Origin of the sequence: Algoriphagus taiwanensis (assembly GCF_036245645.1) — a bacterium.
GTDB lineage: Bacteria > Bacteroidota > Bacteroidia > Cytophagales > Cyclobacteriaceae > Algoriphagus > Algoriphagus taiwanensis.
Window position 1 is genome coordinate 165088 of the sequence record NZ_BTPE01000005.1, and the last position, 23911, is coordinate 188998.

At 35.4% G+C, this 23911-nt stretch carries 17 protein-coding genes; 5 read left to right on the forward strand and 12 right to left on the reverse strand.

Annotation, left to right across the window (positions count from 1 at the left end; genetic code table 11):
• The 5 genes from pglX to AAA938_RS08880 form a co-directional block, all read right to left on the reverse strand.
• Entirely contained in the window at positions 1-3588 is a 3588-nt protein-coding gene (gene pglX / locus AAA938_RS08860; RefSeq protein ID WP_338228311.1) for a BREX-1 system adenine-specific DNA-methyltransferase PglX, read from the reverse strand.
• Positions 3589-3624: 36 nt separating this feature from the next.
• Positions 3625-7149 carry a BREX system P-loop protein BrxC gene (brxC, locus tag AAA938_RS08865; RefSeq protein WP_338228312.1) on the reverse strand — a complete coding sequence of 1175 codons (3525 nt, stop codon included), beginning with the start codon at positions 7147-7149 and terminating at the stop codon, positions 3625-3627.
• Positions 7146-7733 (reverse strand): DUF1788 domain-containing protein, encoded by a 588-nt coding sequence (locus AAA938_RS08870; protein WP_338228313.1) that lies wholly within the window; start codon positions 7731-7733, stop codon positions 7146-7148. The genes brxC and AAA938_RS08870 overlap by 4 nt, the downstream gene beginning before the upstream one ends.
• Complete coding sequence (locus tag AAA938_RS08875; protein WP_338228314.1) at positions 7730-8347, reverse strand: DUF1819 family protein; 618 nt, start codon at positions 8345-8347, stop codon at positions 7730-7732. Before AAA938_RS08875 ends, AAA938_RS08870 begins: the two co-directional genes overlap by 4 nt.
• Positions 8348-8620: 273 nt before the next feature.
• Complete coding sequence (locus tag AAA938_RS08880; protein ID WP_338228315.1) at positions 8621-10171, reverse strand: hypothetical protein; 1551 nt, start codon at positions 10169-10171, stop codon at positions 8621-8623.
• A 524-nt stretch (positions 10172-10695) separates the two neighbouring features.
• Between AAA938_RS08880 and AAA938_RS08885 the strand changes: the two genes are divergently transcribed.
• Positions 10696-10986 carry a hypothetical protein gene (locus AAA938_RS08885; protein ID WP_338228316.1) on the forward strand — a complete coding sequence of 97 codons (291 nt, stop codon included), beginning with the start codon at positions 10696-10698 and terminating at the stop codon, positions 10984-10986.
• A gap of 852 nt (positions 10987-11838) precedes the next feature.
• Here AAA938_RS08885 and AAA938_RS08890 read toward each other — a convergent pair.
• Positions 11839-12456, reverse strand: a complete 618-nt coding sequence (locus AAA938_RS08890) for a recombinase family protein (RefSeq protein WP_338228317.1) — start codon at positions 12454-12456, stop codon at positions 11839-11841.
• Positions 12457-13024: 568 nt separating this feature from the next.
• Between AAA938_RS08890 and AAA938_RS08895 the strand changes: the two genes are divergently transcribed.
• Both AAA938_RS08895 and AAA938_RS08900 read left to right on the forward strand, forming a co-directional pair.
• Entirely contained in the window at positions 13025-13357 is a 333-nt protein-coding gene (locus AAA938_RS08895; protein WP_338228318.1) for a hypothetical protein, read from the forward strand.
• A 2-nt stretch (positions 13358-13359) separates the two neighbouring features.
• Positions 13360-13677, forward strand: a complete 318-nt coding sequence (locus tag AAA938_RS08900; RefSeq protein ID WP_338228319.1) for a hypothetical protein — start codon at positions 13360-13362, stop codon at positions 13675-13677.
• Positions 13678-13950: 273 nt separating this feature from the next.
• Here AAA938_RS08900 and AAA938_RS08905 read toward each other — a convergent pair whose 3' ends face one another.
• From AAA938_RS08905 to AAA938_RS08925, 5 genes are all read right to left on the reverse strand, one after another.
• Complete coding sequence (locus AAA938_RS08905; protein WP_338228320.1) at positions 13951-14436, reverse strand: hypothetical protein; 486 nt, start codon at positions 14434-14436, stop codon at positions 13951-13953.
• Between the two features lie 568 nt (positions 14437-15004).
• Positions 15005-15472: a tellurite resistance TerB family protein gene (locus AAA938_RS08910; RefSeq protein ID WP_338228321.1), complete on the reverse strand. Its 468-nt coding sequence runs from the start codon at positions 15470-15472 to the stop codon at positions 15005-15007.
• A complete protein-coding gene (locus AAA938_RS08915) occupies positions 15469-17961 on the reverse strand; it encodes an Hsp70 family protein (protein ID WP_338228322.1) in 2493 nt (830 codons plus the stop codon). The genes AAA938_RS08910 and AAA938_RS08915 overlap by 4 nt, the downstream gene beginning before the upstream one ends.
• Before the next feature lie 2 nt (positions 17962-17963).
• Complete coding sequence (locus AAA938_RS08920; protein WP_338228324.1) at positions 17964-18335, reverse strand: hypothetical protein; 372 nt, start codon at positions 18333-18335, stop codon at positions 17964-17966.
• Between the two features lie 11 nt (positions 18336-18346).
• Positions 18347-19954 (reverse strand): alkaline phosphatase family protein, encoded by a 1608-nt coding sequence (locus tag AAA938_RS08925; protein ID WP_338228325.1) that lies wholly within the window; start codon positions 19952-19954, stop codon positions 18347-18349.
• A gap of 496 nt (positions 19955-20450) precedes the next feature.
• On the opposite strand from AAA938_RS08925, the gene AAA938_RS08930 reads away from it, so the two are divergent.
• Positions 20451-21206, forward strand: a complete 756-nt coding sequence (locus tag AAA938_RS08930; protein WP_338228326.1) for a hypothetical protein — start codon at positions 20451-20453, stop codon at positions 21204-21206.
• Between the two features lie 266 nt (positions 21207-21472).
• Here the strand turns inward: AAA938_RS08930 and AAA938_RS08935 are convergent, their stop codons facing one another.
• Entirely contained in the window at positions 21473-22504 is a 1032-nt protein-coding gene (locus tag AAA938_RS08935; protein ID WP_338228328.1) for a helix-turn-helix transcriptional regulator, read from the reverse strand.
• A 380-nt stretch (positions 22505-22884) separates the two neighbouring features.
• Here AAA938_RS08935 and AAA938_RS08940 point away from each other — a divergent pair, with 380 nt between their 5' ends.
• Entirely contained in the window at positions 22885-23910 is a 1026-nt protein-coding gene (locus AAA938_RS08940) for a hypothetical protein (RefSeq protein WP_338228329.1), read from the forward strand.
• The last annotated feature ends 1 nt before the right edge of the window (position 23911 follow it).

The following is a 23911-nucleotide window of genomic DNA, read 5'->3' on the forward strand; positions in this document are numbered from 1 at the left end:
TTATCTGATCGTACTCGTATCAATCCAATCAAACTTCTTCACTTTGTCTTTGGTCTTCTTGTCGTTTAGACCTTGGACTTCTGTAATGGCCTTTCCGAATTTGTTGTAATTCACCAATACTCCTTCATCTAAGTCAATGGAAATCCTCTCTGTCGCCAAGGGATATAGGATGTCAGTCTCGTACTGACGACAATCAGCGATCATCTCATCCAATTTATTGATCTCCTTTCTAGCCTTGTTCTGCTCTGCAGGAGTTCCACTTACTTCTATGTGAAGGAGGTTTTTTCGATGAGCTTGGAGTTTTTCGATAAACTCACGTAGGTAGTTATTCAGAATCCGATTGAGGGTATCAGGGGTATAGCGGTGCATGTAAATCAGCACGTTGAAATAACCCTTTGGTGAAGAGAAAGACCAGTAGATTGGTCTTTTCTTGTATCGCTGGATATGATCCTTGTAGAAATCTTTAACGAAGTATTTTCGGATATCTTTTCCCAAGCATTCTTCGACAAAGGCCAAATTCTTTCGGAAGTTTTTTTCCCCGAAACTGGCCTTCAGAAACTCATGGAAGCGGGAAACAATATCATCCTCAAACCACTCATCATCCAAGACTGGGATAATATTATCGGCATCAGGGAGGAAGGAAACCTCATTTTCTGACTTTTCTATTTTCTTGAAATAATCCTCCAACGTTTCTCCTTGATTGGCGATGATCAGCCCTTCTTTATCCAAAGAATACCTACCAAACATACAGCCCACCGAGTAGCTTACAAACTGAGAAAAAATTTCTTGTTCATTAAACTTTAACTCTACCGAAGAATAATCAGATACTAAATCGGATTTTAGATCTCTCTTCAATTGAGAATTTTGACTTTTGAGATTTTCACTATCCAACTCATCTTGTAGAATGGTAATTTCTTCCAAAGGCACTATTGAATTTATTTCAGATTGAAGCTCCAATATTTTAATTACCTGCAAGTTTATATCCTCTTCTATTTTATGAAGTTCAAAAAATTTTCCTGACCAAAACTGGACAAAATGAATTAATGCTTCCTCCATTTCAAATTCTCTGAAATTTTGAAGAAAATTCTTTGAAAAATTCCAAGACTGTTCATGGGAATCCCAATCAAGCTTTGAAATTTCTATTGCATTAAAAACTAAATCATTATCTATACTTATATCTCCGAAAGGAAGAGACGCTATATTTCCTACTTGAAAATTTATAGTTGGATTAATAGCTTCGAGAATACGTACATTAATTTTACTATTTAGGACACCTAAAAGAGAAAAAAAATCATTTCGATTGGTTTCTTTTAAAAAAATAGAAGAGCCCGCCACATCAAATACAAATCCTTCGGGATAATATCTAAATCCAAGTTTTCCAACAAAGGACCAAGACAATGATTCCTTCAAAAAGTATCCTCTGTCTTTAATAACATAATCAATATTCCCCTTTAAATATGGATATTTAGAATTTACATAGTTTTTTATTTCCCATCCATTATCTTTCCAATTGACTACTAAATCATGGTTTCCATACCATTTTCTAAAATCTCCGCCCTTATTGTATGGAAACCACTTCTGGCCATTAAATGAAAAAAAATTCTCCAAATCAATTTCTGTCCATCTTCTTGTAAAAAGGGTATTGTTGCTTGTTTGCAGGCCTGGTTGAAGATAATAAGAATCTTCAACTGACCTACTTAAAAACAAATCCAATAATTTCTGTCCTAGCCAATATGAAATAGGACTTCCTGGAATCTTTTCAAAGTCTTTTTGATTGGCATTAAAATACCATCCGCAGTTGGGGTTTTGGATGGCTTCAATGGTTCTATCTCTTTTTAGTTCTGATCGGTCAAAATCCACCAGACGAATAAAAATACCTCTTGCATCAATCGTTTTATTCCAAAAAGTAAACGAAGCATTTTGGACCACCTCACCACCAATTTCAGGGAAAGTTCTTGGCCCCAAATGAAGTAAGGTGTCAAAGAAGGTCTTTTCAACAATGTCTTTTCGTAATGCTTCATAACTACTCAAAAACATCCAACTATGCTGATTAATCATCCCCAAAAACCCCATAGGAAGTAAGGTCTCCAAACCTGCCTCCATAAAACAAGCCATTAAATCTGCCTTACCCTTTGGGTAGTTAGCTTTCACAAATTCCGAAAGTTCTTTATTCATGTTTCCTCCGCCCATGTAAGGAGGATTATCAGTAATGCAATGGTACTTTTTACTTAAAGAGATTAGTTGATCGATAGAATGGATAACGTCTTCCAATTGTGGTTTTAAGAAAATATCTGATCCTTGAAGTTTGGAATGAAGACTTTTTCGAGTTTCTTCCAGCGAATCGGTATTTGTGTGAGGTTGAATTAAGGAACCAAAATTGGTTGCCTGTTTCATGGTTTTGAGGTCATGAAACAATTCATCAGAAATGGATATCCCCAAATCATTGAAAAGTGGTTTGATCTCATTCTCAGCCATTCTGAGATCCTGAAAACACAGAATATTGGGTTTTACTTCTTTTCTAAAGAATCTTCTGTGGTAAGACCTTGCCTTCATCATCAAGGCAAATCCTGCGAGTTGAGCCGCTCGCTCATCGATCTCAAATCCAAAAAGATTTTTCTCTATGATCAATTGGGGGATTTCACTACTGGCGTATCCTTCTTCTTCGTAGATTTTGGAGAAGAGTTCAAAGCCATAAACCAAGATATGACCACTACCACATGCCTGATCCAAAAGTGTGATTTCTTCGACCGAATTGACCTTCAGGTAATCCTCTGATTGTGCAGAAGGACTCTCGATATAGTAGGGCATGAAGTCCCTTAGTTTGGAATTGGGTCGGTTTTGAAGCCACAATTTCCCAAGGGTATTCTGAACCATATACTCCACAATCCATCTCGGAGTGAAGAGCTGGGTGGCCGCAGGGATATCTTCTTTTTTGACCTTTTCCCCTGAAGCGAATACTTCATCCTTCCGCTCAGAAATGTAAAACTGATACAACCATCCAATTATCTCTACTTCTTGACAGTCTTCATCGGTCATGCCGATTAGAATATCCTTGATTACACTGAAGGGAGAAGTCAGGTCATCAGGAAGCAACAATTCCGTGTAGTCATTGATCTTTTCGAAAAGAAAAGGAAAAGTACTGCTCAACTGATTGCAGGAAGCCACCAAAAGGATTCTGAAGGCATCGTTATCAGGATTTACAGAAGGAACCCTTCCATCCAAAATATCCATCACTTCCTCTTTGCGTAAAGGAAGTTCATCAGGAACATGACCAGCATGTGCTTCTTCCAAAATCTGTGGACTGATCCCTGATACAGGGGTAATTACCTTTATCCCCATGGGTTGGAATCCGTTCGCATCCATGAATCTCAAGGCCACTAATCTGTTGAACCAAGTGTAGGCTACCTTGTCGACCAAGGTCTCTCTACCCATGGATTTCAGGTCATTGGTTAACCTGTTGAGGGTTTCTGTCTTTGCTCTTAAAGTTGAAGAATCATGGGAAAGAACAAAGTCCAATTTGGAAGAAACCTGTTCTAAAAGTTTTCTTCTGGCTCCTTGGGCAAATTTTTTGAGGTTATTGGTATTCATGTATTCAATTCGGGTTTGGATAAATAAAAATCAGGATCAGTTTAAGGTAATCTTCCTGTTTTGGTGGATTTGCTCCATCATGGCTCGTTTGAGCGAACCGATATACTCTTCCACGTCTTCTTCGGTCTTTAATTGACCTTTTTTGGATTTCACCTTTTTCTCGACCTCTTTGATATTGATAAAATGGTCTACAGGTGCAGGTTCCGGCCTTCCTGACTCAGGAGGGTTGGCCTTAGTTAGAAGGTTCCCTATTTTGTTCAATTGTTCGGTGTACAATCCTCCCAATCTATCCCGATCTACCTTTAGGTTGGCGATGTAATTTTGGTTTTTGGCTCGTGAAATAACCTCTCTAAAAGGAGAGAGAACCTCTTCCTGTTGGGCTGGTTTCAATTCAGAAAACCCTTCTTGTGCCTGAATCTGATTGATTCTCTCTTTTGCAGATTCAATGGTGATCTCTTTTTCTTCTTTGATCTTAGAGATCAATCTTTCCTCCAAGGCATCCATGGAATCCTTGGCTCTTCTGATCAAATCTCCACGATAAGGAGCTTTATCTTCTCGTACCTCCCATAAAAACCCTCTTTCCTGTGTCTCGACATAATCAAAGTTTGCCTGATTCCCCTGTAGGAATTGAAGTAATCGGTCGAAAATCTTCTTTTGCTCTCCGTTCCAAAAATGTCTGATTGGATCAAGGTACTGTTCCTTCATGTCCAAAAGATCGTCCTCAAAATCTTGAGATTTGGTGAGTAAATCAGCGTAATCCATGTTGCCTACTTTTCTGAGGAGAATCGCCAAGTTTTCTAAGGAGGCAAGAAACGGATACTGGCCGGATTGCAACAAATACCCTCGGATCTCAGATTCCAATGACTTGGATTTCTCCTTGAAAAGTCGGGCGACATCTTTCGCCTCAGTAGCCGTATTTGTCTCATCAAATAACTCTGAGTGAATGTCTTTGATGCGTTTGACTTGAGTGGAACTGAACTCCACCTGAGGTTCCAAAAGTGTATTACTCCAAAGCCTGTTATTGTTCAGGGTTTCCAAGAAATCACCCTCTTCCAAAGAGTTGGAATCCTGTTTGGCCTCGATCTTTCCTCTCTTGTATAATTGAGCCACAATACACCAAATCGCCAGTTGAGTCCAACCGTAAGGCCTCTTGGAGAAGTGGTCTCTAAGGTCAGTTAAAGTGGTTCTATCATGTTGTAGTTTTCTTCTTTCGATGAAGTTGGAGATTTCCCGTTCAGGAGCGGATAGGGTGGCTTCATTTCCATCAAACAACCCATATTGACCGCTTCTCATGATCAATCGAAGTTGATTCTCATCCAAGGTAGCCGAACCCAATAATTCCAATTTGGAATAGGCCACTTTGATTATATCCTGTGCTACTTCGAGAACCTTATATCTTCCATCTGTACTTGTTCCAACTTCATGTTCTTTTCCTGCCAAGTAGAATGCAGATCTGGCCAATAACCCATTCAGGTTGTTTTCAAGAAGTCGTTTCCTTTCTCTGTTTTGCTGGCCTTTCTCGGATAGAATTCGAATAATGTTGTCATCATTGGAGAGAGACCTATTTTGCATAATGTACTTATCGGTCTTCAAGGCCATGCGGACTTCCATGATCAATCTTTTGTCTTCAGGAAGTTTCACCACCATCAAGCCAGGATCAGCTAGAGTTGAACTGGCCAGTTGACTGTAGTTTGTATAATTGTTGGAGTTGGGTGTAACGATCTCGATCTTCAGTTCTCTATCCTTACCGAATAAATCCCCATCGATTTTTCTCGCAAAGTCAAATTCCTGCTTGTTGGGGATGTATTTGATTTTGGTGTCTTTGATGATCCCATCAAAAATCAACTCACTTAACAATTGGGATACCGCGATCTCATCAATTTTTGTGTTCTTGATTTCCTCCTCGATATCCTTTTCTGTGTCCGTCAAAAACTCATATTCCTCACCTCTTCGTTGAATGTAGGTTTGTTGTTCCAATAGGTTCAATGCCTTTTCTACCTGTTCATGGTGTTTGGTAGGATTGGCATCCATGGAATCCAAAAGGAGTACACTGACGTTCCTTGATGTCGTTTTGAAATTATCGTAATACTTCACAAGGAAGAGAACCTTCAACACCTTCAGGGCTAAGGGTGACTCACTTAATTGGTTTTCGGCCACAATGATTGAATTTTGAGCCTCGGTTCTAAGTGATGCACGTATCCCTTCGAACATTCGGTCAAAAGATACCAGCCCATCTAATCCATTAAAGGAGGAGTTTTTAAGAACTTCTTGAAACACTCCCAACATTGATCTTTCCCCCACAGATTGGTGCTTACCTTGGAAGGCATTGTGTCTTGAAAGAGCCTTGATACATTGTTGAAACAGGTCAAATTGGTAAGGAATAAATGGGTATTTGTTTACGAAGTCATCTTCATCCCGATACCCTTTGAACTGCATCCCTGTTTCAGAGAAAGAAAGAAGAGTTTTTAGATTTTCTCCCTCTCTTCTATAAAGTTGAATCAAGGTTTCAGTCCCGATATCATCCTTTTCCAAGAGTCTTTTTTCAATCACTTCGTCCACGTTGGCGGAAGTAAGAGGCATGCGAACTCTAAATCTTCCTTGGATCTTTGAAAAGTCATCGGATTGTATTCCTGAATCATCACCCACCAAATTTTCCAAATCCTCCTGAGATGTCACAACCACCCATGAATTACCATGACATTTGGTATTTAAGGATTCAGCGATTGTCTGTAGGTTCAGCATCAACTTGGTATTCTCAGCGATGTATTGACCTACCTCATCCACAAAGAAATTCAGTCTAAAATGTGGGTCTTTAGACTTGATGTAGGAATTTACTTTTAGTGCAAAGTCTTCTATAGAAAAGGCTTGAGTCTCACGATACTCCTTTAAGAGATTTTCGTACTTGGAGGCATCTTCATTAAAAATGAGTCCGCAAGAGATTGCCACTGCATCATTGACTTTTCTTGAAGGATAATCCATTCTTCCTTCTTTCCAAGATTTCCCATAAATCGCCTCAAATTGTTCCTTGAACATGTCATACTTCCCATCTTTATCAAGGGACATTTCGAAATTGGCAATGAATGGACGGAATCCGTAATACCCCAAATGATCAAAGAAAACCTTATAAAAGACTTGTAAGATGGCGTTGGCCTCTGTCTTATTGGTTATTTGTGCCTGTTGATCAATATTAAAAAGGATACTTTCTGATTTGTATTTTTTGGTACTGCTCAGGATATCACCTTTAAGTTTGGGATCATCATCCACCTTACTGGCGAACAATTCCCCTAAGTGATCCCCATTCAATGATTTGTTCTCTAAAACATAGCTCAGAATCTTCAGCAAGTGGGATTTACCTGATCCAAAGAAACCTGAGATCCATACCCCGTTTATATTGTCCGAATCATTGTATGACTCAAAGAAATCAGCCAGTTTTTTGGCAACCTCTCGGGTAATTACGTACTCGTCTACCTCTTGATAGACATGATCGGTGTCATCCGCTTTAATGACTGTCTCAATCGGTCTTGAAAAATTCTTACGAAAAAGGTCTTTAAATGCCGTCATATTTTAAAGTTGTCAATATTGAATGCTCGGTAATAATTGTCATCGGTTAATTGTCCGAAGAGATTTAGGGATTTCCCATTGTAGACGCCGGGGAAAAACATTAGAGTAGGGATATCATTCATCGCTACCTGAATGTTATTGAGGATATTGTGTGATCTGATAAATGGATAAACTGCCCCAACTCCTTTAATCATAAAGACATCAGGATTTGTCTCATTTTTCAATTCAATCAATTTGGGAATGAACCTGTCATGAATATTCAGCATGGATTGGAGAGTCTCCTTGAAAAAATCTTTGTCTTCTTCCTCTTCCATGTAAAACACTTCATCCAAACCCACATGCTTATCAAGGAGTTGAATGGATAATTCAAATAAATCAACGATAAGGGGTTTTATTCCCTTCGCTAATAGTTTCTTGGTTAAGTTTTTGATTTCCACTTCCACTTGATTAGAGAAAGTAACATCATAAGGAGCGATCCAAAAAGGGATCTCGCCACCAAGGGCATCCATTTTCAAAAAACTTTCAGAAGTAACTACCTGAAAAATGTGGAAAAACTTATTATGCAAAAGTTCTGTCTCCGTCATAACGACTTAATTTTTTGAGCGGTGTACAAAAAGATCTTCAGGTCATTTGGATTAGATCTCATCAAGAGTTTTTCTAATTTTTCATCTAAGAATGGAGGGATGATCTTCCTCTCAATTACAGAATTGATCAACTCAGATTGTTCAAGGACTTTCCAAAGAACTTGAATTACCTTCTTTCTTGTGGTCTCTGCCAAAGATTCCAATTCATGATGATCAATAGATTTCCTACTTACAAAGGAATTGATATCCCTATCGGTCAACTCATAATCAAATACCAAGATCTTGTCCAACATGACTTCAGTGACAAAATCATAGAAGAACCTGTAATATCTGGCGAATGCAAGCAGGCACACCTGTTTTTGTGCTTCTTGATTTCCATACGCCAATAAATCCAATTCCTCCTCTGATAGTTGATTTAATCTCCTAACCAATTCCTGAAACTTCCTTTTACTTGTGACTCCCCTTGGGTCAGATAAATCCTTGGGAGAAAGATCTTCTAAAGAAAGATCTTCATTTTTTAGTTTTTGAGCAAGGAAAATGGTTTCCTTAACCTTTAAGGAAAGTGCGGTAAAAGAGAATTTATAGAGATTTGGATGATCCAAAATCGTAATCATTTTGGTGAATTTGTAAAAGAAAATTGATCTACTGATAGAATTGACACAAATTGGCAGAGTAACATGTTATCAATCTTCTGATTAACTGCACTTTAGCTGTCCAAATTCCTTATCAATTTCAGGACTTCAATTCTGCGGTCTATTTAGAATAATCGTAGTTCTGAAGGATGTTAAAACTAGCAAAAATTACCCTAAGCTGAAATTTAAAAACCACTGAGTTTGGTGTTCATTCTTGAATTGAAACCTAATTTTCTGACTCTGTTTAGAAAAGATTCAATCAACCTCTTTACTCAAAAATCGCCTCCCCCTTTCAATATTTGAAGAGAAAATCGAATGTTCCAACTTTTGGTATTGTGCTTCCGTTCGTACTCGACTAATGGGTCTCCATGTCTTACTTATGGATTCCTGCAATATGGTTCCCATTGGTGAAGGATGAGATATTTTTGACCTTGGTGGTATATTGGTCATTTCAGTTAATCTTCTAACCAAGAATTCTTGAACAGCTGAAGCATTTCCCTCATTCGTTAGGACGGCATCATGGATAGTGAAAATGGGAATGTGAGGGTAATGGTCATGAAATTCTCTAAGAATCAAATTGATTAGGAGATGGCTCTCGATCATTTGGAGAAATCTGGCAAAATCTGATTTTCCAAATTCATTGTGCAAAAGATTGATGAAGAAATTAACGCTAGGAAAAAGTCTTTCTATCTCTTTAATTACTTCATTATGGTTTCTATGATTCGGATTGTCATCAAAGAGAAAATACATGAATGATTCTTTCACCTCATTTCGTTTGATCCTATTTTCCGATTGATCTGCCATCCATTGATAAAAATCTTCGTGAAAAGGAGCTGAATAGAAATCACGAACTGACTCTTTATGACTGGGTGAAAGACTTGAAAAAGCGGGCAACATAAATGGATATACCTTATTTATTAATTCATTATCTATATCAATTAGGTAATCATTTAAGGAGAATTTCAGTTTAGAAGATGTATTACTTCCATTTCTTAAAATTTCAGATCCTTCAATTCCATCCAATTGCTTTAGTAAAACCGCTAATAGATAAGGCTGACAACTCCCTAAATCCACTTCAACCAAAGATGATCCTCCCAATTGAAGGAAGTTTCTAAGTTCCTTTGGCATCATGGTAATGATACTTGTAAATCGGTGATTGGAATTGGAATGTTTGATCTGAAAAAATCCTGATTTTAAATATTCTTGGTTTCGAATTAGGCCTCCAATCTTATTGAAAATCAAATTGATTTGAAATTCGTTTTTCGCTTCTCTCAATAGAGATTTACCCATTTCATTGAGATAATTTTCAAAATCTTCTGATAAATCAAGTTTGTGGTGGTGAAATTGGAGTTTCAAAAAGTCGTAATCAGGACGGGAAGGATCTACTATTTCAAGATGGATTAACTTTTCGGAGAATTCTTTTCCAAGTGTTCTAAATTCAATTTGGCCAGTCCGATATTTTTTGGTTAATCTATAACCTTTCGTAAAACTCCCAACTTGATAACTTCCATTATCCTCAATAATTGGATCTTCAGGATCGGATAACATTTTGATGACTCGTTCTCGATTTCTTGAGGCAAAAAGCACATTCAGCTTTTGGGAAGAAATAGGCCGAAAACCATCATACTTAAGGTATAACTCATAATTGAATTGGTGAGTAACCACTCGGGAAAGAAAATAGTATATATAGTCCCTTAACCTAGATTTTGATCGTTCCTGTTTGATGTTATTCTTTTTAAAAATTGAGTCCATATCGATTCCTGCTGGAATTACTACTACTTCTGGAACTACTACTACTTTTGACATTGCTTTTTAGAAATGATAACGCAAAAATTCGTGAAAACGAAATCGGCACTGAAATTCCCTTGAAATTTTCAGAAGTGGATTTAATGATTTATTAATATCGGTTGTTACATACCTCCTCCAATTAATGGAAAATGCTTTTAATTAAAAGATTAAATACAAGTACTTATTATTTCCGTGGGCGTCATTGCTAATCACACATGTCTACTTATTGAGTTAGTCGGGTTAAGTAGGGTACTTTTTGATTCGACAGTAAATCAATATCCCAATTTGGTCTTTTGTGGTGATCGTGATCAACCTATTTTTCTTCTTTATTTTCAACTTTTTAAAAAAAATAGCTGATTGAGGAGTTTGATTTTTTTTTACGGTTTTTTTTGTTTATAATTTTTAAAGTGGGAAAAACTTCCCCAAATGAAAATTTATGTTTCACATTAAAATCTTTCAAAAAGCACTAACTAAAACCCTAACGGTTGGGAGAAAAACCGATATAATAAAAAATGCCAAGTAAAATAAAAAACAGAAGGAAGGTGAAAGAAGTAGCCGACTTTACAGAAAAAAAGTACATCTCATTTGATGGGTTAAAAAGATTAAGCGATGAAAATTTCGAAAGGTTCAATCGAAATATAGACTACGAAAATTTCGAAAAAAACCATGAGATCAAACCTAATATTTTCAAAATGACAATACTAGCGGAACACTCTTACTCTATGGGCTCACCGACCGAAAACCATTACAGATGTTTGGTTACTCACCCCAATATTTCAGAAATTTTGATTCAAGATATTTCAGTAGAACAATGGGATAGGATTAACAAGTAAAAATGAAACCTTTCGGTGTACAGGTGAACCGAATTCAATATTTATCCAATATTCAATAAAGGAATCATGGAGTTCTTCCCAAAGTGAATTAAGGATAAGAACTCTCTTTACCCTTTTTTGGAAGATGATACCAACAAGCCCACGAGCGGTGAAATTCAATTAATTTTAGGATAGTGCCAGGACTTGAATTTGTAGTAGATGAGTGATTTTATTTCAAATATCTATTAGATCAATTTAAACTAAGATTATTAAGTCCAAATCTATTAGTTTTTTGTTGTTGTTTTGCAACGTACTTTTAACTGTTCCATTGATTATCCCAAATAAAAATCACAAGTCAGTTTCTTAACATGTCAAATTTGTCGTAAAGGATAATGGTGGGAATTACAGAGGTTTTTCCGTTTTGCTCAGGAATTCTTTTTTGATTGGTGTATCAAAATCCCAAAATTCTAACTTCACCTTATTAGAAAATTTGTCGGAAATAAGTGGTGAGGAATTAACCTATCCATCAATAGAGAATCAATTCTCAAAAAATCCTAGCGCAAGATCCAGCGCATGCAAAGAAGAATATTAATCTGCCCTAACTAATTTGGATTGAATTCCGAACCTGATTGAAATAATCATGATCCTAATTCCGATTTATGGGATCACCCTCAACATGGTCGATCCAAATCATGGTGGCTAAATGACGTAACATTTCATCTTCAGATGAAAACGAAATATCAGGCCCTACCAAATCATGAGGATCAAGAAACCGATACCTGAAAATAATCTCTCGATATACTGAATCCATCGTTTGGTCAAGCTCATCAAGCATTTCATTATAACGTAATACAAAGTCCATCCCTTTTAGACTCATAATTCAAGCATATTATATTTTGTAGCTATTCTTTTCACTTTTTGGACTGTCCTTGTGGATGAATTGGTGAGTTTGGAAATCTCTCTAATTGTCATTCCTCGTTTCAAAAATTTCAAGATAGAAACACTTACTTCTTTTTGGAGGAAGGCCCGATCTGATTCTTGAGACCCAATTGGACGGCCTAAAATCCCACCTTTCTGAACATAGATCATTCGGCCTGTCTGGGTTCTTTCTTTAATGTTTTCCAACTCCAATTCATATAAAGAAGACATGACCGCAGAAATCATTTTCCAAATTGGGTTCTTTTTCCCATTTGGCCGAGATTGGATACCAAGGTTTCTTACAACTACATTGACTTCATATTTATCAAGCCAATCTAAAGTTTGAATACAGTCCCCAGTACTGCGCCCAACCCGCGAAAATTCTTCCAAATAAATCTCCCGAACCCGACCATTCTCAACCAACTCTATTAGTTGTTTGGCTTTTGGTCGATCTTTAAATTTGACGGTTCCAGAAACCTTATCCAACAAGACCAAGTCATATTTTGCTGTGTCTGCCTCAAATCTTGCCCCTGTCTGAATAAGGGTACTTACACGATTGTACTTAATTCTCATATCCGTAGTACTTTTTTTGTGAGTATAAATTTACAGCGAAATCCTATCTATGCCGCCTCAATACAATGCTAATTCGCTCAAAATCAGCATTTAATTAAATTAAGATATAAAGTACTACAGATCAGGATTGGAGACCCAAACTCTAAGGAAAAGTCCAGCAAAATCAGCTAATAACCAGGCGCAATCTTTAAAAATTAAAGTGCCAGTCTTCAGGATAGATACTCATAGATTTTTTTGGGCATATTAAGTTTTGAAAAAATAATGTCGACTCCTGTCCTCTTTCCAAACTAGGCCTCCCGCCTCCCTACCTTCCTCCCCGTAGCCCCCCTTTGCACCCTATAAACCTTCATTATTTACCCCCTTCAATGCTCCGTGAAAAATTTCCCCAGAAAATCTGGTAGGATTTGAAAATAGGTGAAAATCGAAATAAAATTTTCTGGGATTTTCTGACGTAAATGAGTAAAAAATTATAATATTATTTTGTTTATATCCATTAAAAAGGAAAATTATTCTGTAAAAATTTCTTTTTATGATTTTTTTTTGGTTATAATTTTTAAAAACGAAAACCATGAAAAACAGAGTTAAATCACAGATCGAGGAATCAGTAAAAAGATTCGCAGAGATTATTAGTAAAGAAAGAGATTTCATTACCCTAGATGAGGTCACTTATGAACTATGGGGGGAAAAATGTCAAGTAGGACAACACAAATTAATTCCCAAGTTGGGATATAAAACTACCATTTATGAAGATAGATGGGCAATCGAGGAAATTATGAAATATGGAAAGTACATGACCTGCGCTTCATTCAAAATCCCCAAAGGTTTTGATTGGGGTAACCACCCGATTCTTCACGGCACTAAAAAAATATTAGTATTTGACGAAATATTTAAAAACAAGTAATCATGAGAAAAAGAAAAATTACCAACTCGAAAAACCAATGGATTGATTTAGATGAATGCACAATAATTGAAGGTAAATGCAGGTATGTAAATGGTAATCCAATTTATTATAGGACTCAAGAAACACACATGTATAATTGTCTTTACGTCACAGAGAGCGGGAAATTTGTGGAATTTACAAACTATTCAGCTTGGGGAGGAAGATCCATTTACAACCTCCTGACTGACCAAGAGGTGGTTGAATGGTTTAATGATAATGATTTTGAAGTACCTGACGAATTTCCCCATTTAAAGGAAATTGAGAATGGATTAAAAATTTAACCCGATCATTTAATTAGCCACTAATTAATTTAGGTCACTTCCTCTAATGAAGAGGAAGTTTTTTCATTTATTCCTCAATCTAACCAACAAGAAATTCATTGAGGTTTTTAAGAAAAAAGATTTATTTCTGATTTCGGGATATTTATGGTTATGGAAAAGAAAAAGAAAAAAATCGTAATCACAGAAACTCAGGCCAAAAAACTGGTTAAAACACTAATTAAGGAAAAAGAAAAATATTTGAGTTGATCAAACCCATGGTTCAAAAAATCCATATTAGGGAATGTAATACCCATATATTTTATCAATTTCTTTAATTATTTCTGATTCAATTTCTCCGAAATTGACAAGAATTTCAATTTGATGTTTTTCAAACATTTCTCTATTTGATGCTAATTTTTCTTTTCTCTTTTTTCTAATTTCTTTCTCAATATTTAGGATAATCTCATTTTCCAACCCATGGAGCTCTTTTACCCAAAAACACAAACAATCTATTTTGGACTTATTACTCACCAATTTGGAAGGACCATGATGTCTCCACAATACTTTCAACGTTTTGTTTATTGAAACAAGTGGCTTATTGATTATAGTGTTCTCACTTGAGGAAGAAACTTTATTCTGGTTTATAGAAAAGAGTTTCCTTAATCTCAAAAAAAAAGAATTGGAATTACTTTCCGACCCCTTCAAATATTTTTTGGTTTCAAGAGATTTTGCATATAAAATGCATTTTAACTCTTTTTCAGTTGCAGATATCATTTCCATATTCTAATCAATTATAGCATTGAATATAATAATTTCTCGAATTGTCAGTAATATTTCACTTTAATAGCTACAATAGCAACCCCCTCTGAAAGTAGAGTTTCATGGCTTAAGATGAAATTAAAATTGAAACACTTCCTTCCCTTCAAAATAATTAGCAGTTTTTTTCTCTCCCCATCAATCAAAATCTTAATAGCTTTTTGCCTCCAATTCCTTCCTAATCTGCCCTACCTTTTCACAATTTCATAATGAAGCAAGCATTCCTATGTTTTTTTGATTGCCACTCTTTGATAGTTTCACAACCATATTGATTGACTTGATCAGTTGCAATAGGCCCTTTAAAACTCAGTTAACAATAAGCCTCATCTAACTCCCAAATTCGTTTTAAAATAATGATTGAAATAGTACACAAAGATAAAAAGAAACTATTTCTAAAATAATAGTTTCTTTTTATCTAGCTATGGTATGAAAGAAATTAAAGCCGATTTGGACCGAATTACCACCAAATTTGAAAAACCTAAAGGGCTTATCATCCAATAATTAAGGAAAAACAAGTGCTGAATGTAAATTCCTACTTGTTGCTGGCAAACTGAATTTCATCAGTAAACTCTTCGTGTAAACCATAGTTGTTGAAATCAATCAAATATTTCATTTGCTGAGGAAACTGAGATATGATTATTTCTTCCGAAACGTTCAATTTCGATTTAACTAATTGAAGGAACTTGATTTCATTGTCTTCAATTTTATTATCTGACTCGATAGTCCTGATTAAAACTTCAATCAGAAGAAGTTCTTGCTTGTGGCTTAGGTCACATTGATTAAGCTCATCTAGATACTCATTTATAGCATTCTTACCTTTTTCTTTTATGTATTGCAAGATTTCTTCAAAGGGTTTTTCAATGTCAAAACCCATGAAATAGATTTCATTATCAGCCATATTCTTGATTTCAGCGATTTCTGCGTCATCAATAGATCCATCACAAGCCATAACTGAAATCGCTGACTTCAATAATAAATTTTGAAATTCTTCAGTTTTCATAAACCAAAACCAATTTTAGTTGATATTTCATCTTTTGAACCCCTTGGCATTAAATCAAAAAGGCCAAAATTTATTTCCCTTAGCCTATCCCAATTCTGGCTCTCTACAGCAAACTTTCCAGCATCGATAAGGCTTTTTGCTGAAGATTGATCGTTCATTTTTGCTTGATTCTCCATTAGGTAAGCAAAAATCCCTTTTAAGAATTCAGGTGTTCTCCATCTAATCTGACCCATTATCGCTTGTAGCTCATCAGACTTTTCTTGAATCTTTAGGGGACTTTTGGTCGCCATAAACGAAGCTTCCTGTTTTATGATGTCGTTAAAGGTTTTTCGTTCATGGTCATTTCCTGATGCATCTATTAGCGCTTCGCATTCTGCCTTGATTTCAAAATAATTTTCACTTGCTTTTTGAAGGCGTTTGTTCTTTGTAGCACTATCTATCTCTTGAGCAATTTTTCTTTTCTTGTCTTCTAATTGGTAACGTTTGTCGGTTACATCGTCATCTGAAAGCTTTTCTGCTTCTTCTGCAACTGATTCCATTTCTTTTTTCACCTTAGAAAGCAAACTGGCAGTTTCATAATCTTCCTTTTCTGTTGCAAGCTCTATTTCCTCATCAAGTTTGGAAGACAAATCAAGAACTTGACCTTTAAGCAATGAAATATTGGTATCCCTTTCCTTAGGATTGAAAATACTTTTGAATTCTTGGTCTGACATATTAAGGTATCCCGAAACAGAGACGTCTCTACTTTCAGAAATCTTGATAGTTATTTCAAGATCGGAACCTTTTGCTATATCCCTAGACACATGCTTTCCTGATATCTCAATTGTACCGATTAGCTTATTGGCTTCAGGAAGTGAGGCCTGAGGCCCTTCATAAACATTAATCCAAAGACGGTCTGATTCATTTCCTTTAAGGATTGGCTTATTAATTGGAAAAGTTAAAGTTCGCTTAGTTGGTAAAACGGTATTTCGCTCAAAAATTAGAGCAAGCCTTGTATGACCAGGATTATCATAATCATCAACTTCCAAGCAAATATCCTCTGGAAGTGGTTGCCCACTTATTCCGAATCCACTATTAATTCCAATTGGTTCAATATCGGTTTCTACAACGTTGTTTTCGCTATCATAAACAGTTAATGTGAAAAAATTGTAAGTGTTCTCAACAAGAGGCAAGTCTTCGTTTATTCTTCCAGAGAGAGGCTTCAACCCTGAATCAAAACCGCCATCTTGCCTTGTGATTTTGTAAAAAAGTCCATTGGTGTCACCCTGAACTCTTGCAGCAAAAAGTTCTTCAGATTCTTTTGAAGCCTTGTTATAACTAGCCTTTATTGATAGACTTGATTGCTTCTTCTCCGAATTTTCTTTTGAAGTTTCCTTTTGCTTCGTTGCAGCATAATAAGCTGCACCTACAGCTACGGCAGTTGTAGGGTCGATTTCGCAATTAGATGGAATTTGCAATACTTCTTCAACGTGCTGTCTGACAAATGGGATAAACGTGGAACCACCAACCATAAGGTTAAACTGAATATCATTTGATTTTAAAGAATTTCTAGTTAGTATGGTTTTAATCATTTCAATTGTACCATCAATTGAATCTTTAATCAAATTGTTGAATTCTGATTTTGTTATCGTGATTTCCATATCCACTTCATTACCCTCTTCATCTTCCATTCTTTCAACAATAATTTCTGCTGATGAGACCGCTGACAATCTGATTTTAGCTTCCTCTGCTTGATTTAGTAGGGAGTAGTATTTAGCATTATACTTTCCTGAAGCACTTTTCATTTGATTTTCCAAATCTTCAAAAGAATATTCATCTGAAATTTTAGGGATAATCAGTTTTTCTACTATTAAACGGTCAAAGTCTGAACCGCCAAGGAAATTATCCCCTTCATGATCAACAACCTTCATTTCACCATCCTTTATCCTAACTAATGCCACGTCAAATGTCCCACCGCCTAAATCATATACAAGCCAATTTCCATCTTGCATTTCTTTAGATTTCTTCATGTTGGCGTATGCCAAACTTGCGGCAATTGGCTCCTGTAATAGAACAACTTGTTTGAAACCTGCTTGCTTCCCCGCTTCTTTCGTTGCATTAGATTGAATAGAATCAAATGACGCTGGAATAGTAATAACTACAGAATCCAGAGAATCTCCTGTGTTTACAAAAGTTTTTAGCTCTTTTAGTACCTGAGCGGAAAGCTCTACAGGGGTTTTTGATTCATTTATAGATTTTATTTGGAAACTCTCAGAAGTCCCCATTTTGCGCTTAAAAAGTCCTACAACATTTTTTGGGTCTCGTTCCAAATATTCTTTGGCTTTGTTCCCAATTACAATTCTGTCCTTTTTGTAATAAACTACAGAGGGTAAAGTTGATCGACCATAGTCTAAGGGGTTGTTAAATACAACCACATCACCTTTGACAAATTTGGCAATAGCTGAATTGGTAGTACCCAAATCAATTCCGAAGTTGATAGTATTCTCCATATTTATTTAAAGTTTTTTGATTCAACGACAACTACCCCTTTACGGGCTATCAATGTGCTTCCACCACTTTTGTATCGTATTATTGGTTTAATTACTTCCTTTACAATTAGATTCTCAGTTGAATTTCCTGCAATGCTAGCATCTAAGTCTAAACGTGTTTCGTTATAGGGCTCACCTAAGGGATCGTGATACATAAAGCCAACATCAGCTCCAGAAGAATTAGTGAATAAGTTTTCGAAAATATCTTTCATCTTATTGATATTGCGGGGGATACTATTCTCTTCTTGAATTTTATCAAGTTTCCTTTCGACTTCAAACAGTTGATCTAGAAGTTCGAAATACGGTTTGTACTGTTTAAAATTTTGATCTAACATTTTTTTTCCTTTTATGCAGTTGGTTTCGAAAATGTCCAACCACTTTTAATACGTTCTATTAATAGTGGATGACTTGCTAATGTGGAATCAGATGAATCTTTAATTCCAACTTTCTTTACCTTATTTCCTTCAACTATTTTTCCAACAATCCATCCTAGCACAGCACCAATGATGCCCCCAATAATAAAATGCTCTCCATCAGTAACAGCCCCAATAATCACACCTAAAATCATTAATCCAATGAATACTAGATAATAATTATTACTTCCTTGTGAGTGTACTTCTTTGCAACTCTTACATCTCGGAATTTTGATTTCTGAATAGGAATATTGCACAGATCTTTGAGGAAACCAACTTCTACTAGTCTCTTTGTAGATGGTTGTGTTTATTTCACAGCCCTTGTCTGGAGTATGGGTGCCACAAAAATAACAAACTAGTACTCCTTCGTACTTTTTCTGTAATTCTTGTAATTCGGTTCGATCTTGAAGGAATTTTTCCTTTGCACTCTGATTGACATTAATTTTTAATGCATAGTCTAAAAGTGACAAAGAGTTCTTGATATCGCTTTGTTTGTTCCAACTTGCAATCGACATACTTCGGATTGAATATCCTATTTGTGTTCGAATTTCATTTGCGAATTGAGGTAAACCATTAAGGGAATTTAGATCAAAAGCTGATTTAACAAAACTAAGTGCATCAGAAGCCTTCAAAGTTTCGTTTTCAACTTCTTCAACCTTTTCTTGTATAGAAATCAGGATCCTTGCCCACTCTTTTAGTAACGGTGCATTTTTTTCTTGCTCAATTCTCTCATCATGTTTCTTTTTTACTATTGCGTAGTTTTTCTCAAACGTTGGCTTTGAAACACTTTCAATATTCAGCTTAAGTAAATGCTCTAATAACTTGACAGGAACAAAAGTTGTATTGAATTCATTCCAAATACCTAATTGTAGGAAATTTAGAGAAGCTGCTATTTTATTTATTTGGCTTTGGAAGAAAATTGGCAGTTTATTGAGAAATTCTATTGGGAATCTATTTTCAATTATTTCGATAACGTCTTCGATGTCATCATCAGTGTAATCTGAAATTTCTTCCTTAATTTTCTCGGTGAGTTTATCTGTTTCGTTTATTCTATTTTGTATTTCATTACTAAGACTTTTGAACGCTCGATTTAAATCATCCTTTGAAATCAAGTGTCCAGCACGAAGGGCTGAAGAAAGTAATTCAACATCATTATTCTGAAATGATTTCAAGAGAACTAGGTCAATCTTTGATGCAAAAAATGGACTGACGAAATTCACAAAAGCGGGAAGTTTATAGATGCTCTCATGTTTTAAATTGTTTAAAAGTTCGCTACTCCCATTTGCTAAAAATGTATTGAGTTCAAAATTTGATGCTAAATGGGAATAAAACTCAACTTTTTCTTTGTCTTCCAAATCTTCAATTGCTCTCTCACAATCAGATTTAGTCAGGTTCTGTCCATGATATTCATAGTGACCGTTATCTGATAAATCAATGTCTGCAAAAAGTTTGCGTTTGGCCCTTTTTACCAAACTCGCATCAATGTCCTGAACTTCTGTGTCGCTCAGTTCGAGAATCTCAATAGGATTAATGTATACCATACCTTATTAGGAGTTAATTGGTTATAATATTTTACTTTTCAAACATTTCCTTCTATTCAGCGTTTAGCACAATCACAGACTATTTTGGTGATAATTATCAAAAACTTAACTCGGACGTCCACTTTAATCAAATAGGAAATTGATCTGAACTTTCATTGTTTTTCTGTTCCTAGATAAAGGGTAATATCCTCCTCATTTGCTTTTTTTAAGCTTCAAAACATATGCACCAGTTTTTTCCTCAATTAATTCTTGGACCAATTGCTTTTCTTCCTCAGTTAAAATTATCTCTTGTTTTTTTAGTTCTTGATTTATTAAAAATCTGAATCCTTTTAACTACAATATCGAACAAAGTTAATTTTTCCCCAAACCTCTGTTAGAAAAAGTAGTTCAACCCTTATGATTTCAATTAATATTAAATAAATGGTTATTAACCTTATTTTACACGGAAAAACTAACCAACATCTTCAAGATAGAAAAAGACTTTTTCAAGATTGCTTTGAAGAGTCCTTCCTCATTTTTCTTCTTTGACGATGAAAAGAACAATTTCAACAAGAACCATGAGCTAATTATTCAAATAGAAAAGGGAAAAGATGCTCTTAAAGAATTTGAATTCAATTCTGGTGTAATAACTGAGTCAGAATTAAGGTCATGGCTATTTAAGCACCAACATACCTATCATTCTTTTCGGAATTTCCCATTACAGGGTTATTTTTCATGGAGATTTTTCATAATGAAATATGATGGACTATTAGATCAATTTAGGTTTATTGAGTCATTTATTACTCCAAACTTTCTCAATGAGATTTCTAAAAAGACCCTTCCATCAGAGAATAGACTAATCGAAAAGATTATTTTGATTGAAGAAATCCTGATCAAGAATGATAAAGAATACCTCATTTGGTTATGGAAAGATGTGGACTACTACTTTTTCCAAGATTTTGATTCTTATCTGGTTGATGGAATTTTCGATGATTTTGCCCGTCTTTGGTCTTGGTTTAAACACCATCAGTTAGACTTACTTAAGAAATATTTCTCCCTTACTCCAGAGGAATCGAAGGCATTCTGCACTCATGAAGACAATCCTAATGGTATAGACCAAATTTATACCCTGTCGTTTCATTTAACCTTAGGAAACGAAGCAAAAAAATGGCTAATCAATGCCATTGAACTATGGAGTGAGGATCATCCAATACCGTTAAGGAATGAAAGATCCGGAAAAATTCAAATCGAGTTGATTTTGAACCTCCTTTAATTGAAAGGAAATCTGATTTCGGTTGCAACTATCGTTGATAGGGGGAGCAAAATCAAAAAAGAGGTCATTTTGACCTCTTTTTTCGTTTAAAACCACTCCAGTTTCGTTTAAATAAGGTTTTTTGGGTTGCAACTTAATTTTTGAACCACATCTGGAAAAAACCCAAGAATTGATTGGATTTCATAAATTATTGTTTCAATTGAAATCTCTTTCTTCAAAGAAGAACTAGGAATTGAAGATTTTTCGTCAAAACAAGATTGAAGACTTTAAATTGCCTTTACCACATCAGAATATTTCATCAAAAACCGTTTTAAATCATCATCAACTTCCACTTCTATTTTGAACTTCAACTTTCTTTTTTGCGTATCGTCTAAAAGAATCAGCTGACTTTTATGAATCGGATATTCTTTGATATAATCGTAAATCCAAGATCCTTCTATTGTTTCAAGAATAACAGCTTCAGGCTTTAATTCCCCTTTAAGGTTCGATCGAATAATTCCCATAGAGTTCCTGAAATAGTCTGAAGGATTGAAACCTCTAGGCACATCAATTTTCAATTTGACATTCAATGGCACTACTTCTTTAATACCGTCCAATGCCAATAATCTCAGTGGTTTGATATCAAGCTTGATTTTTTGCTGTGATTCATTGACAGGAAATCCTAAAAGATACCAACCTGTGTACCATCCATTATTGTATTCTTTTACCATTAATGGTAATAAATCATAGGTATTCCCTTTTTTTCCAAATCGTTCCCTGAAAACTCTTATCGGTGTTTTACGATAAATGGAATTTAAAATAAGGTCTAAATTCTGTGATCCACTTCGACTACCTATCAGTTCTATGGGGTTCCAGGGTAACGGTTCATGCTCAGATTCTAACTCCAAAGTCAATGCAATACTCCTTAATTTATTCACCAAGGACTCATGCTTCCCATCCTCAAATAGATGACGGTTATAACTTAATTTTCTAGCGACTAGATTTAGTTCGGAATTGGTGAGCCTTTGATTGATGCTAAAATCTTCTAAAGCATATCGATACTCATCCTTTTTTTTATCGTACAGGAGAATCTGCCCATGCTGATCAAAAAGGGTTGGAAATTCGATTTCAATCTTGTTTTTGATCTCTTGAATATCCCTATGGAAAGTTCGCTTACCATATCTCACCACATCAAATTTTTCTTCAAGGTAGTTTTTAAAGGAATCATATCGAACCCGAAAGGAAGTTCTTCCAAGGCATTCATCTAAAAGGTATAGCCGTTCAAGGGTATTCATAATTTTTTCAAATAAATCTAACATGATTGCCAAATAATGGCAATCATGTTAATCAATTTTGGTTTATCAAATTCAAAATAGAAGTCTAATTCATGAAAGAAAATCGAAACAAATCAGGAGTTCCTTCCATTGTTTGGAGCTTTATCATAGTTTATCTTTTCTATTTGGCCACAGTAAGTTGGGTAAAGATCCTATGGAATCATCAAGATTCAGATGTGTTTTTTGCTAGAGTAAAATTCCTCATGGGATTATCATTCCTCGCTTCCCTAATCTATATTATTGGAATATACTATTTGGTAGGTCACACGAACGTGGATCCTTTTTACACCCTTATTATCACTTTAATTCTTTCCTACCTCGGCTTTGGCTTGATGGCATACCCATTTCTTCAAAATAAATAACCTATGAAAAAATTAGTGGAAAGATCTCTACATATTAGCGAGGAAAGCGATTTCAACAATTTTCTACAAAAGAACTATCATTTCAATGAAGATATCCAATGGTTCCATGTGGTCTATTTGGAACTTGATGGAGAATATCGACTCCTGCATTTAAGGGGAAGTTCCGAAAATGACCTGAGCATACCTGAAATAGACTTTAAATCGAGGCTAGAATTAATAGATAAATTTATTGAGGAGGAAATCCAATTTCTTTTGGGAACCTATGGACGTTTTGAAAACATATTATCTGAAAACACTGCTGTTCAAAATCAAAAACTCCCTGAAAAAATTTTGAAAATCATTAAGCCTACTAAAGGATATCTCCTATTCAAAGAACAGGGTATGGAACTCTATTCGGAAATTACAGGAGCGAATTCAGGAGAAGCCTATAAATGGGTAGAAAATTGGAATAAAAAAGAACAAATGACTAGACTCCAACACATTCTAAGGAGTGCTGACGGCATTGAGATTGATCTTTTTTCACTTTTTGTAAAGGAAGAGATGGGCTCTTTTTTTCTCAATAAGCCAATTTCAGAAAGCTTTATACTTCTTAGGGAATTAAATCCTTCTTATCAGGATAAATTCAAAACAGAAGGGATCTTTCTAGCGCGATTTCATGGAGACTTGGTCGATGAAATAAAGGAAAAAGAATCGATTCAAAGTAAAGCAGAGTTGATTGAAACAAATAATGGACTGGTTCGACTGAGACTTAAGGTTGAATTTAAAAAACTTAAAATTCGAGAATCTTGGGAATTTGGTTTGAATTTTCAATTCCAAAACTATCCGTGGGTAGACTATGTAGGACTTGAAGTTATTGAACTTGATGAGAGTGATTATTTGATCCAGCTATACCCCTTCCGCTCAGTTTTAAGGCAGGATATATACGATGATTTTTCCTTAAAAATCAGATTCAAAAACGCTCAAAGATTCACCTTCCTTTCCAATTGCAATCAGAATCATGTATTTGATTTAAAATTCAATTCGATTTAAA

Bases quoted from the DNA above. Each gene is read 5' to 3' on its own strand.
- brxC (WP_338228312.1), bottom strand. From the start codon at position 7,149: ATGACGGCATTTAAAGACCTTTTTCGTAAGAATTTTTCAAGACCGATT.
- AAA938_RS08915 (WP_338228322.1), bottom strand. From the start codon at position 17,961: ATGGAGAATACTATCAACTTCGGAATTGATTTGGGTACTACCAATTCA.
- AAA938_RS08900 (WP_338228319.1), top strand. From the start codon at position 13,360: ATGAGAAAAAGAAAAATTACCAACTCGAAAAACCAATGGATTGATTTA.
- AAA938_RS08895 (WP_338228318.1), top strand. From the start codon at position 13,025: ATGAAAAACAGAGTTAAATCACAGATCGAGGAATCAGTAAAAAGATTC.
- pglX (WP_338228311.1), bottom strand. From the start codon at position 3,588: ATGAATACCAATAACCTCAAAAAATTTGCCCAAGGAGCCAGAAGAAAA.
- AAA938_RS08880 (WP_338228315.1), bottom strand. From the start codon at position 10,171: ATGTCAAAAGTAGTAGTAGTTCCAGAAGTAGTAGTAATTCCAGCAGGA.
- AAA938_RS08870 (WP_338228313.1), bottom strand. From the start codon at position 7,733: ATGACGGAGACAGAACTTTTGCATAATAAGTTTTTCCACATTTTTCAG.
- AAA938_RS08905 (WP_338228320.1), bottom strand. From the start codon at position 14,436: ATGGAAATGATATCTGCAACTGAAAAAGAGTTAAAATGCATTTTATAT.
- AAA938_RS08935 (WP_338228328.1), bottom strand. From the start codon at position 22,504: ATGTTAGATTTATTTGAAAAAATTATGAATACCCTTGAACGGCTATAC.
- AAA938_RS08925 (WP_338228325.1), bottom strand. From the start codon at position 19,954: ATGGTATACATTAATCCTATTGAGATTCTCGAACTGAGCGACACAGAA.
- AAA938_RS08875 (WP_338228314.1), bottom strand. From the start codon at position 8,347: ATGATTACGATTTTGGATCATCCAAATCTCTATAAATTCTCTTTTACC.
- AAA938_RS08890 (WP_338228317.1), bottom strand. From the start codon at position 12,456: ATGAGAATTAAGTACAATCGTGTAAGTACCCTTATTCAGACAGGGGCA.
- AAA938_RS08920 (WP_338228324.1), bottom strand. From the start codon at position 18,335: ATGTTAGATCAAAATTTTAAACAGTACAAACCGTATTTCGAACTTCTA.
- AAA938_RS08910 (WP_338228321.1), bottom strand. From the start codon at position 15,472: ATGAAAACTGAAGAATTTCAAAATTTATTATTGAAGTCAGCGATTTCA.
- AAA938_RS08940 (WP_338228329.1), top strand. From the start codon at position 22,885: ATGAAAAAATTAGTGGAAAGATCTCTACATATTAGCGAGGAAAGCGAT.